The sequence below is a fragment of the Streptomyces sp. NPDC026589 genome (genome assembly GCF_040638385.1).
In the GTDB taxonomy this organism is placed as follows: domain Bacteria; phylum Actinomycetota; class Actinomycetes; order Streptomycetales; family Streptomycetaceae; genus Streptomyces.
Map to the genome: position 1 here is coordinate 141,794 of NZ_JBEZYG010000005.1, position 11,743 is coordinate 153,536.

Sequence of the window (11,743 nt, forward strand, 5' to 3'; positions counted from 1 at the left end):
TCGGATCCGTACGCCGACCGGTGCCCGGGCGCGCTCAGGCGCCCGGCACCGTCGGCTGCACCTGCCGCAGGAAGGCCGCGTTGTCCGGGGTGCGCCGGACCCTGTCGAGCAGCACCTGAAGGGCGCCCTGGCCGTCCCGCGTGCTCAGGGCGCGGCGCAGGGCCCTGACGGCAGCCAACTCGCCCTGACCAAAGAGGAGTTCCTCGCGGCGGGTGCCGGAGCGGGTGACGTCGACGGCCGGGAAGATCCGCGCCTGGGCGGCGGAGCGGTCCAGGTGCAGCTCCATGTTGCCGGTGCCCTTCAGCTCCTCGAAGAAGAAGTCGTCGGCCCGCGAACCCGTCTCCACGAGGGCTGTCGCCAGGATGGTCAGCGAACCGCCCTCCTCGGCACAGCGGGCCGCGCCGAACAGTTTCTTGGGGCCGGTCAGGGCCGCCGCGTCGACGCCACCGCTGAGGGTCCGGCCGCCCGCGCGGGCCGCGTTGTTGTGGGCCCGGCACAGCCGGGTGAGGGAGTCCAGCAGGATCACCACGTCCCGCCCCTGCTCGACGAGGCGGCGGCCACGCTCGACGGCGAGTTCGGCCAGGGCGATGTGCTCCCGCGCGGGCCGGTCGAAGGTCGACGCGTACACCTCGCCGCGTACGGAGCGGCGCATGTCCGTGACCTCCTCGGGCCGTTCGTCGAGCAGCACCACCATCAGGTGCGCCTCGGGGTGGTTGGTGGCGACGGCGGCGGCCACCTGCTGCAACAGCACTGTCTTGCCCGTCCGGGGCGGTGCGACGATGAGGCCGCGCTGGCCCTTGCCGACGGGGGAGACGAGATCGACGATGCGCGGTGCGGGCCCGCCGTGCGGCGTTTCCAGGCGCAGCCGCTCGCGGGGGTGGACCGGCGTCAGGTCGCGGAAGCGGGCACGGCCCCGCAGCTCCTCCGGGGCGAGCCCGTTCACCTGGTCCACCGAGGACAGGACACGGGGCCGGTCGCAGCCGCCCTCGACGACGTCGCCCTTGCGCAGCCCGAGGCGGCGGATCAGGGCGGACGACACCTGGATGTCGCCGGGGGAGGGGTGGCCGCCGTGGACACGGAGCGTGCCGTGTCCGTCGTCGGCGGTGTCGAGGAGGCCGGCGACCCGGACGGGCCGCTGCTGCCCGGTCACGGGGCGTTCGAGTGTGGTGGTCATGGGAGGGGTCCTTTCGCGGACAGGCGAATGAGGGGACCGGCGTACGGAGGGGCGGCGGAAATCACGCCACGCACCGGGGGCACGGAAGCCCTGGGCCGGAGAGACAGCGAAAACGCTGGGAAGAAGCTGGATCGCCGGTCGGAAAGGACGGGCGCGACAGCGATGGAGAGGAATCAGCACCGGTGCCCGATGAGAAGGGGCATACACACGTGCTCATCGCACTCTACCACCCTGCGCCGGGAGCGCGACGGAACATCCGTCGGCACATCCGTCGGTACATCGTTCGGATCGTCCCTCGACGCGTGTCGTGCGAGCGCCCGACACGCGTCGAGGGTGGTGGGAACTCCGATGCTCGGGTTCCCACCACCCTCGGTGGCAGCGGCAGGGCCGCAGCGTCAGCCGGTCACACCCAGCAGCGGGACCCAGGACTCCAGCGCGGGCTGCTCGGCGAGGTCGGTGTAGGCCACCTCGATGCCGTGGTCGCGGCGCCAGGCGGCGGCCAGTGACATCAGGCGGACGGAGTCGAGGCCGTAGTCGACGAGGTTCTCGTCGAGGGGGATCTCCTCCGGGTCCTCGCCCAGGACGTCGGCGACATCGGCACGGAGCTGTCCGAGTGTGAGCGCCACCGCGGTCACTTCCCTTCGAAGACGGTCCGGGCGGTCGTGACGACGGCGCACCTGCCCGCGGCCCAGCGCAGCGCCATCGCATGGTCCTCGGCCGAGAAGTCCGCCACCGCGTCGGCCACCACGAACGCCTGGATGTCCTGCATCCAGGCGTCGCACGCGGTCATGAGCACACCGATGTGGGCGTAGACGCCGGTGATGACGATCTGGTCGCGACCCTGCTCGCGCAGGCGCTCCAGCAGATCGGTGCGGACGAACCCGCTGTACTTCCACTTGGTGAGCACGGTGTCGCCCGCGTCGGGTGCGACCTCGTCCGCGATGGCCGCCAGGTGCTCGTCGGCCGGGAGCCCGGGGCCCCAGAAGTCCTGCTGGAGACCGCGCTCCTTCGGGCTCTGGCCGCCGGGCTGGGCGGTGTAGAGGACCGGCACGCCGAGCCGCGTGGCGTCCTTCTTCAACTCGGCGACATGGAACAGGAGTTCGGGCACGGGAGCGGCCCGACGGTCGTACGCCGACAGGAAATGGTTCTGCAGGTCGTGGACGAGGAGCACCGCACGCGCGGGGTCGACGGTCCAGTCGACCCGGTTGGCGGGCAGCTCGCCGGCGGTCGGCATGGGATAGGGGGCGATGGCGGGCAGAGCCATGGTGGAGAGGGTTCCGTTCGGGGAGTCGTTCAGCGGGACGGGGAGGGAGAAGTGGTGCGGGCCGCGGCGTTGCGCAGATCCTTCTTGGAGACCTTGCCCACACCGGTCTGCGGGAAGGCGTCGACGAACTCGACCCGGTCCGGCACCTTGTAGGAAGCCAGGCCACGTTCGCGTACGAACCGCTTGACGGCCACCGCCTTGAGCGGACCCGCGCCCGAGCGCAGGATCACGTAGGCGCAGACGCGTTCGCCCAGATACGGGTCGGGCTCGGCCACCACGTTGGCGTCGTGCACGGCCGGGTGGGCGAGGATGTGGTTCTCGACCTCCTCGGCGGCGATCTTCTCGCCGCCCCGGTTGATCTGGTCCTTGGCCCGCCCCTCGACGACGATGTGCCCGGTGCCGGTGACCCGCACGATGTCGCCGGTGCGGTAGAAGCCGTCCTCGGTGAAGGAACGGGCGTTGTGCTCGGGGGCGTTCCAGTAGCCGCGGATGGTGTACGGCCCCCGGGTCAGCAGATGACCGGTCCCGCCCGGGGCCACCTCCTGATCGTCGTCGTCGACGACGAGGATCTCGTCGTCGGGCGAGATGGGCCGCCCCTGCGTGGTGACGACGGTCTCGACGGGGTCGTCCAGCCGGGTGTAGTTGACCAGCCCCTCGGCCATGCCGAAGACCTGCTGGAGCGTGCAGCCGAGAGCGGGGCGGACCCGGCGGGCCGCCTCCTCGCTGAACTTGGCACCCCCGACGAGCAGGACGTCCAGGCTGCCGAGGTCGTGCGCGGTGCCCGGCGCGGCCTCCGTCCACAGCAGGGCCAGCGGTGGCACGAGCCCGGTGATGGTGACGCCCTCACGCTCGATCAGCGGGAACGCCACCTCGGGCGAGGGCCCCGGGCACAGCACCACACGGCCGCCGGCGTACAGCGTGCCGAGCGAACCGGGCGATGACAGGGGGAAGTTGTGGGCCGCCGGCAGGACGCACAGGTACACGCTCCTCTCGTCGACGGCGCAGATCTCGTTGGATCCCCGCAGCGAGTAGATGTAGTCGTCGTGGGTGCGCGGGATCAGCTTCGGTACGCCGGTGCTGCCGCCGGAGAGCTGAAGGAAGGCCAGGTCGTCCGGGCGCGGGGCGCCGTAGCCGACCGGCTCCTCGGCGACCTCGGACAGCGCCTCGAACTCGCCGGGATCCCCCTGGGCGACGAAGACATGGCGCAGGGTGCCCACCTGGGCGCGGGTCTTCGACGCCAGCTCGCGGTAGTCGTAGCCGCCGTGCTCGGCCGCGATGACGTACGCCACCGCCTCGGTGAACTCGCAGAAGTAGGTGATCTCGGACTCGCGGTGCGCGGGCAGCGCGAAGACGGGCAGCGCGCCGATCCGGAACAGCGCGAAGATCACCTCGAAGAACTCGGCGATGTTGGGGAGTTGCACCACCACCTTGTCGCCCTTGGCGATGTCGCGGGCGAGGAACCCCGCCGCCAGCCGGTCGGCGCGCCGGTCGAGATCGGCGTACGTCCACCGGCTTCCCGCCGCCGGATCGACGATGGCGACCCGGTCCGGGTGGTCCTCGGCGCGCTGCCGCAGCAGCTCCCCGAAGGTCTCCCCGCGCCACCAGCCGGCCGCCCGGTACTTCTCCGCGAACTCGGCGGGCCAGGTGGGCGCCACGTCCGTACTCACAGCTCGGCTCCCACGGCGCTCAGGAAGGTGCGGAACTTGGCCGCGGTCTCGGCGGCCTCCGCCTCGGGCTCGGAGGCGGCGACGATTCCCGCTCCCGCGTACAGCCGCAGCGTGCGCTCCTCGGCGTCGGCGCAGCGGATCGTGACGACCCATTCGCCGTCGCCCTCGGCGTTGCCCCAGCCGACCACGCCGGTGAAGAAGCCGCGGTCGAACGGTTCGGTCTCCGCGATGACCTGACGGGCCGTCGGCGTCGGTGTGCCGCAGACGGCGGGCGTCGGGTGCAGCGCGCACGCCAGCTCCAGTGCCGAGGCGTCGGGGGAGGCGAGGGTGCCGGTGACCGTGGTGGACAGGTGCCACATGGTGGCGGTGCGGATGAGCGTAGGGCGGGCCGGGACGGTGAGGTCCGTGCAGTGCGGGGCGAGCGCCTGGTGGACGGCGTCGACGACGACGGCGTGCTCGTGGAGGTCCTTGGCGGATTCCAGCAGGGTGGCCGCCCGGCGCACGTCCTCGGCGAGGTCGGCGCTGCGGGGGGTCGACCCGGCGAGCGGATTGGCGACGACCTGCTTCCCGCGGCGGGAGACGAGCAGTTCGGGGCTGGCGCCGATGAGGGTGCGCCCGGGGCCGGTCGGCAGCGCGAAGGTGTAGCCGGAGGGGTCGCGGCGGGCGAGGCGCTGGAGCATCGCGGGTAGGTCGAGCGGGGCCTCGGAGGTGAGTTCGAGGGTGCGGGCCAGCACGACCTTGCTGAACTCGCCTCGCCACATGCGCTCCACGGCCGCTGCGACGCCCTTGCCGTAGATCTCCGGTTCGGGCACCGGGCGTATCCGCCAGTCGCCCGCGGCGGGCGCGCTCGCGGGCAGGGCGATGAGCGGGTCGGAGGTGAGCGGCGGCGCGCAGCGCACCGACTCCGGGACGCTCAGGGCGGCCGGGGCGGCGTGGTCGAAGGGGATGGCGCCCATGACCACCGGCGACTCCTGACCGGCGGCGACCGCCGCGGCGAGCGTGGTGCCCACCCGCGCGGTCAACGGTCTCTCGTCGTGGGGGACTTGGCGTCCCGGGCCCCGTGCGAGCAGGGTGCGTCCGGGGGTGGCGAGAAAGTGGGCGCCCGGTGTGTAGGCGTCCAGCAGCGAAGTGGCCGCTCCTACGGCCGGATGGGCCGGATCGGCCGGGGCGGTGTGCGTGGCGACCTGGGATGCCGTCGACACGGGGACTCCATTCTCGATGGTCCCGTCAGCGGGTGCGGGGGCTGAATGGGAGGTGAGGGAAGGGGGAGGGGTGGTATCGGGCCGGTCAGCGCAGGGTCGCGCCGCCGTCGACGTACAGCTCCTGCATGGTGATGTGGCGGGCACGGTCCGAGGCGAGGAAGGCCACCGTCTCCGCGATGTCCCCGGGGTCGGCGATCCGGCCGAGCGGGATGCCCGTGCGGTAGGACGAGGGGTCCCCGTCGATGACGCGCTGTTCGGCGCCCGGACCGGTCCACAGCGCGCGTTGCATCGGCGTATCGGTGGAGCCGGGTGCGACGACGTTGCAACGGACGCCGCTGCGGGCGAGTTCGAGCCCCAGGCACTTGGTGAACATGGCGGCGGCCGCCTTGGAAGCGGCGTACGCGGCCATGCCGGTGCGGGGGATGCCGGCGGCGTTGGAGCCGACGGTGACGACCGCGCCGGATCCGCGGGCCGCCATGAGCGGGGCGACGGCCTGGGAGACGTGGAAGACGCCGGTGGCGTTCACCGCGAACGTCTCAGCCCAGTCCTGCGCGGGGAGTACCGCCGCCGGGCCGGTACGCAGGATGCCCGCCACGTTCACCAGGACGTCGACCGGGCCGAGTTGGCGCTCGACGCGGGCCACGGTGCTCTCCACCGAACCGCGGTCGGTGACGTCCATCACGTACGGGGTCAGGCTGCCTCCCGAGCGTTCGCCGTCGGGCAGTTTCTCCTGCGTCAGGGCCCACTCGGCGGCCAGCGCCTCGACGCCCGGCCGGGCGCGATCGGTGGCGGCCACCCGGGCGCCGAGGGTGGCGAGCAGGTCGGCGACTGCCGCGCCGATGCCTTGTGCGGCACCGGTGACCAGAGCAGTGCGGCCGATGAACTCGCCGCTTCTGCCCGGTATGTGCTCAGGCATGAGCAACCTCCTCCGGATCTTAGGTAAGGGTAACCTAAATTGAATCGACCACCCAGAAGGTGTCGGGCCGTCGATACATACTTAGGCTAGCCTCACCTTATGCATACGCCGCACACGGGGACCACGGCCTCGGCTCCCGAACATGACTCCTCGACCGTTCAGTTGGATGGAGGCGAAACCGACCGGACGGTGGAGACCGTGCCCGCCGGACGCGAGGAGGCATCCCAGGGAGCCGAGAACGGAACAGCCTCGGCCACCGGGCAGCCCACCACCGCCGTGACCGGGGATCCCCGCTCCACAGCCGACCCGCGAGGACGGACCGTGGCGGCGGCCGTCGGCGGACTGGTCCTCGCCGTCCTGCTGCTGACGGCACTCTCCCTCTCGATCGGCGCGGGCGAGGTCGGCCCCGACGGCGTCCTGGACTACCTGCTGGGCCGGGACGGCGCACGCGACAACGCCCGGCTCTCCCTCGTCGTCGGCGATCTGCGCCTCCCGCGTACCTTCACCGCGCTGCTCGTCGGAGCCGCCCTGGGCGTCGCCGGGTGCCTCCTCCAGGCGGTCACCCGCAACCCGCTGGCCGAGACCGGACTGCTCGGCGTCAACGCGGGCGCCTCACTCGGCGTCGTCGCCGGCATCGCACTGCTCGGCTTCGATTCCGGTTACGCCTACCTCGTCTGCGCGTTCGTCGGCGCGGTGGTCGCCAGCGGCCTCGTCCTCCTCATCTCCGGAAGGCGCGGCGGCGGCTCCCCCATGCGCCTGGTCCTCGCCGGGGCGGCGCTCGGCGCGACCTTCGGCGGGCTCACCAGCGTCATCGTCGTCAACTCCGCGGAGACCTACGACAGATTCCGCTTCTGGGTCCTCGGCTCCCTTGCCGGGGTCGAGGGCTTCGGCGAACTCGGCCGCCTCGCCCCGGTGCTCGCCCTCGGCTTTCTCGTCGCCCTCCTGGTCGCCCGCCCGCTCTCCGCCCTCGCCCTCGGCGACGACCTGGCCCGCAGCCTCGGCCACCGGCCACCCGTGATCCGTACGGTCGTCGCCGTCGGCGTCACCCTCCTGACCGCCGCCGCCGTGGCGCTCGCGGGCCCCATCTCCTTCCTCGGCCTGCTCGCCGGATTCCTCGCCCGCGCCCTGGCCGGTACCCGGCTCGCGGCCCGGCTGCTGATCGCCGGCCTCATCGGCGCCTGCGTCCTCACCGTCTCCGACATCGCCGCCCGCGTGGTCTCCCGGCCCTTCGAGGCGCCCGTCTCCGTCATCGTCGCCCTCATCGGCGCCCCCGTCCTCATCGCCATCGTCCGCTCCAGGCAACTGGCCTCGATGGGCATGACGGAACCGGCCACCGAGGAGCGCGCCCCCGACCGCCCCGGCCGTTTCCGGATCCCCCTGCCCCGCCCCGCCCTCCGCACACCGAAGACCAGGACGCTCCGGGTCCGCCCGGCCGACACCCTCGTCCTGCGGCGCGGCCCGCTGTCCCTGCTCGTCACCCGGCGTGCCGCGCTCGCCGCCCTCGCCCTCGCCGGGGCCCTCCTGCTCGCCGTCGTCCTCTCCGCGTACGCGGGCCAGAGCGACATGGGCGTCGGCCGCACCTTCCGCGCGGTGCTCGGCCAGGGCGACCGCTTCGACGTCCTGCTCGTGCAGAAGTTCCGGCTCGGCCGGATCGTCGCCGGACTCACCGCGGGCGCCGCCCTCGGCCTCGCGGGCTGCCTCACCCAGACCCTGGCCCGCAACCGCCTGGCCACCCCCGAACTGCTCGGCGTCAACGACGGGGCCACCGCCGCCGTCCTGCTCTCCGTCACCCTCAGCGCCAGCGGCTCCTTCGGCGCCTGGTGGGCCGGACCGCTCGGCGCGCTCGCCGCCGTCATCGTCGTCACCACCGTCTCCGGCGGCCTCGGCCAACGCGGCTACCGCGTCCTCGTCGTCGGCCTCGCCATGTCCGCGCTGGCCTCCGCGATCACCCAGGTCGTCCTGTCCCGCAGGTCCCTCTCCTCCGCGAGTTCGCTGTACGTATGGACCTCCGGCAGCCTCAACGGACGCAGCTACTCCGTCGCCGTCCCCGTCCTCATCGGCCTCGCGCTCCTGGTCCCGGCCGCCCTCGTCGTCGCCCGCCACCTGGGCGTCCTGCGCTTCGACGACGCGACCGCCTCCTCGCTCGGCTCCGCCCCCGGCCGGGTCCGGGCCCTCTCTCTGCTTCTGGCCGTCGCCCTCGCGGGCCTCGCGGTCGGCATCTGCGGCCCCGTCGGCTTCGTGGCGCTGGCCTCCCCGGTCATCGCCTCCCGGCTCGCCGGCCCCCTGCGCGTACCGCTCGTCGGCTCGATGCTCACCGGAGCCGTCCTCGTGGTCGCCGCCGACACCCTCGGCCGCATCGCCTTCGACGGCGTCGAACTCCCCGTCGGCATCGTCACCACCGTCCTCGGCGGCCCGTTCCTGCTGTGGGTGCTGCTCGGCCGCTCCGCCGCCACCCGCGTCTGAAAGACGGCCCGCACATGACCAGCCCACAGCACCGCGACCAGCCCATGCCTCCCGCACCTACGGGACCGACCGGAACCGAGGCGCACACCGTGCGAAGCCCCCTCCTGCGCAGACTCCTCGACGACGTGACCACGGGCAGCCCCGACGCCGAGGAGGCGTTCTGGAACCACGTGAGCACCACCGGCACCCCGCTCGTCGAGCCCGACCCCGAGGGCGACCCCGGCCACCGGCTCGTCACCTTCGTCCGCCGTGAGGACCCCGAGCGCCCCGCCACCCATGTCCTGGCCCTCGTCCACACGGTCACCGACAGGGACCGGCACGCGGGCGACCTCGCCCCGCACCTGATGGAACGCGTCGAAGGCACCGGCGTCTGGGCGATCAGCCACCGGCTGCGGGCCGACCACCGTGCCTCCTACCAGTTCCACGCCACCGACGGAACCCGCGAGGACGCCCTGCGCGCGGACCGGACCGCCTGGCTCCAGGTCCTCGACCACGCCGAACCCGACCCGCTCAACGACCGGGCCCCGCTGCCCTCCCGGGACGGCCGCAACCCCGCCTCCGTACTCGAACTCCCCGAAGCCCCGGCCCAGTCGCGCACCCGGCGGCGTGACGACGTGGACCGGGGGCGGACGCTCGACGCCGAGGTGGACGGCCGGCGGATCACGGTCCACCTGCCGCCCGGCCACCGCCCGGACGGCGGCCCCTACGCCCTCGCCGTCCTCCTCGACGGCGAGATGTGGGGCCCGGTCCTCGGCGTCGGCGACATCCTCGACAACCTGCGCGCCGACGGGGACCTGCCCCCCACCGTGGCGGTCCTGGTCGACACCATGGGCCGGCGCATGGAGGACCTGGCCTGCAGCGCGCCGTTCGTCGACTGGCTGGCCGACACCCTCCTGCCCTGGGCCGGACGGGAGTACGGGGCCGGGGCCGACGCCGCACGGACCGTCGTCGCCGGACAGAGCGCGGGCGGCCTCACCGCCGCTTTCGCCGCCTTCCAGCGCCCCGACCGCTTCGGCCTCGCCCTCTCCCAGTCCGGCTCCTTCTGGTGGCCCGACGACGAACGCGGCAGCGAATGGCTCACCGGGGAGTACGCCCGGGCGGAGCGCAGGCCGGTGACGCTCCACATGGAGGTCGGCCTCCAGGAGTGGATGCTCCTCGCGGAGAACCGCAGACTCCGCAATGTGCTGCGCGCCCGCGGATACGACGTCCGCTACCGGGAGTTCAACGGCGGTCACGACTACGCCTGCTGGCGCGGCGGCCTCGCGGACGGCCTGGCGGAGCTGCTCGGCGGAAGCTGACCGGTTCCACCGCGCCACTGCCCCGACAGGAAAGGAGGGCGGGGCGGCATCCCCCTTCGGATGCCGCCCCGCCCCTTCTCTCTTCGCGCTCTCAGCTTTTGACGGCCGGAGCCCCGGCCGCCGCCAGGCCCTCGCCTGGGTCGGGGCGCCCGTCCTCCTCGTCGTCGAACGGCGGCGGCTGCGGGGCCTCGCGCGGCAGGCGTAGCGCCATCAGCGCCCCCGCCGCGACGAGCGCCGCCGTCACCCAGACCGCGGTGCGGTAGGGGCCCGGATCAGCGGCCTCCGTCACATGACCGCCGCCGATCACCGCCGCACAGGCGGCGATGCCCACCGCGCCGCCCAGCGTGCGGACGATCTGGAACAGGCCCATCGCCTGACCCAGGTCGGACGGCGCGATCGACTCGAACCCGGAGATCTGCACGGTCAGCACGGCCGTGCCGAGCACCAGGCCGATCAGGAACATCAGCCCGCGCACGCTCCACGCGTTCTCCGCCACTCCGGGCACGGCGAGCGTCGCGAAGACCGCGGCGGCCAGCAGCAGCGCCGGCACGGTCAGCAGCCGGGGGCCGAGCCGCGGCAGCAGCCGGTCCACCACCTGCGAGGCGAGCATCAGCCCGACCGCCTCCGGGAACACGCTCAGCCCGGCATCCAGCGCCGACGCCCCAAGGCTCGCCTGATAGAGCAGCGGGAAGACGAACAGCACGCCCATCAGCCCGGCGGCCGTCACCCCGGCCAGCGCGGAGGCCGACCCGTACACCCGGTCGGCGAGCAGCCGCAGTCTCAGCAACGGGGTGCCCGCACGCACCTGGTGCAGGACGGCGGCCACCAGCAGGACGGACCCCAGGGCCGCGCTCACGGCGACGGCCGGCCGGGTCCAGCCCTGCGAGGGGCCGAAGCCGAGCGCGTACGTCAGCAGCCCCAGCGCCGGAGTGGCCAGCCAGAAGCCGACCGTGTCGAACCTCCCCTCCGGTCCCTCGACATGCTCCCGCAGGCCGAAGACGCCCAGCAGTACGGCGGCCGCCCCGATCGGCACGTTCACGAAGAACAGCCAGTGCCAGGAGAGGTGTTCGGTGAGCAGGCCGCCCAGCGGCGGACCGAGCGCCGGCATCAGCGCCGTCGGCACGATCAGCACCTTGGCCAGCTTCATCCGCTCGTGCGGCGGGAACGCCCGGAACAGCAGCGTCATCCCGACCGGCGTCAACAACCCGCCCGCCAGGCCCTGTACGGCCCGCGCCACCACCAGCGTCGTCAGATCGGGGGCCAGACCGCAGACGGCCGAGGCGATCGTGAACGCGGTCAGCGCGCCGAGGAACACCAGCTTCGTCCCGAACCGGTCGCCCAGCCACCCCGCCACCGGCAGCCCCACCGCGAGCGCGACCAGGAAGGCCGTCTCCACGGTGTTCGCCGCCGACAGCGGACGCCCGAAGTCGCCCGCGATCGTGTAGAGCGCCGGGTTCACGATCGTCGAGTCCAGGCCGTTCATGCACATCGCGGCCGTATAGACGAGGACGACCGCGACCCGGGGGCGTATCCGGGGCCGGATCAGCAGCCCGCTCACCGGGCGGAGACGGGGACGGGACCGGCCCAGTGCGCCGTGATCCAGTCCAGCGCGTCCTGGCGTGCGCACGGGCCGTGAGCCGTCGACCAGCCCTCGGGCACCGCGGCGAACAGCGGCCACAGCGAGTGCTGCCCCTCCGTGTTGGTCAGGACGAGGAACTCCCCGTCCGCGTCGAAGGGGTTGGCGGATGCGTCGCTCATC

General features: G+C 73.2%; 10 protein-coding genes. 2 read left to right on the plus strand and 8 right to left on the minus strand.

The window, feature by feature from the left end; all coding sequences use genetic code 11:
• Positions 1-34: 34 nt before the first annotated feature.
• The 6 genes from rho to AB0F29_RS10720 form a co-directional block, all read right to left on the minus strand.
• Entirely contained in the window at positions 35-1,174 is a 1,140-nt protein-coding gene (rho, locus tag AB0F29_RS10695; RefSeq protein ID WP_361869835.1) for a transcription termination factor Rho, read from the minus strand.
• A 395-nt stretch (positions 1,175-1,569) separates the two neighbouring features.
• Positions 1,570-1,800: a phosphopantetheine-binding protein gene (locus AB0F29_RS10700; protein WP_361869837.1), complete on the minus strand. Its 231-nt coding sequence runs from the start codon at positions 1,798-1,800 to the stop codon at positions 1,570-1,572.
• 5 nt (positions 1,801-1,805) lie between these two features.
• Positions 1,806-2,438 carry an isochorismatase family protein gene (locus AB0F29_RS10705; RefSeq protein ID WP_361869840.1) on the minus strand — a complete coding sequence of 211 codons (633 nt, stop codon included), beginning with the start codon at positions 2,436-2,438 and terminating at the stop codon, positions 1,806-1,808.
• Between the two features lie 29 nt (positions 2,439-2,467).
• Complete coding sequence (locus AB0F29_RS10710; RefSeq protein WP_361869843.1) at positions 2,468-4,105, minus strand: (2,3-dihydroxybenzoyl)adenylate synthase; 1,638 nt, start codon at positions 4,103-4,105, stop codon at positions 2,468-2,470.
• Positions 4,102-5,307, minus strand: a complete 1,206-nt coding sequence (dhbC, locus tag AB0F29_RS10715; RefSeq protein ID WP_361869846.1) for an isochorismate synthase DhbC — start codon at positions 5,305-5,307, stop codon at positions 4,102-4,104. The genes AB0F29_RS10710 and dhbC overlap by 4 nt, the downstream gene beginning before the upstream one ends.
• Positions 5,308-5,392: 85 nt before the next feature.
• The gene (locus AB0F29_RS10720) at positions 5,393-6,223 is read right to left on the minus strand and encodes a 2,3-dihydro-2,3-dihydroxybenzoate dehydrogenase (RefSeq protein ID WP_361869849.1); all 831 of its coding nucleotides are present in this window, start codon (positions 6,221-6,223) and stop codon (positions 5,393-5,395) included.
• 99 nt (positions 6,224-6,322) lie between these two features.
• Here AB0F29_RS10720 and fhuB point away from each other — a divergent pair, with 99 nt between their 5' ends.
• Both fhuB and fes read left to right on the plus strand, forming a co-directional pair.
• Positions 6,323-8,686, plus strand: coding sequence for a Fe(3+)-hydroxamate ABC transporter permease FhuB (gene fhuB, locus AB0F29_RS10725; RefSeq protein ID WP_361869852.1), 2,364 nt, complete (start codon positions 6,323-6,325; stop codon positions 8,684-8,686).
• Between the two features lie 14 nt (positions 8,687-8,700).
• On the plus strand, positions 8,701-9,984 hold the full coding sequence (gene fes / locus AB0F29_RS10730) for an enterochelin esterase (RefSeq protein ID WP_361869854.1): 1,284 nt from the start codon (positions 8,701-8,703) through the stop codon (positions 9,982-9,984).
• Between the two features lie 91 nt (positions 9,985-10,075).
• Here the strand turns inward: fes and AB0F29_RS10735 are convergent, their stop codons facing one another.
• Together AB0F29_RS10735 and AB0F29_RS10740 are read right to left on the minus strand one after the other, a co-directional pair.
• Complete coding sequence (locus AB0F29_RS10735) at positions 10,076-11,542, minus strand: DHA2 family efflux MFS transporter permease subunit (RefSeq protein WP_361869857.1); 1,467 nt, start codon at positions 11,540-11,542, stop codon at positions 10,076-10,078.
• Complete coding sequence (locus tag AB0F29_RS10740; RefSeq protein WP_361869859.1) at positions 11,539-11,742, minus strand: MbtH family protein; 204 nt, start codon at positions 11,740-11,742, stop codon at positions 11,539-11,541. The genes AB0F29_RS10735 and AB0F29_RS10740 overlap by 4 nt, the downstream gene beginning before the upstream one ends.
• Position 11,743: the final 1 nt, after the last annotated feature.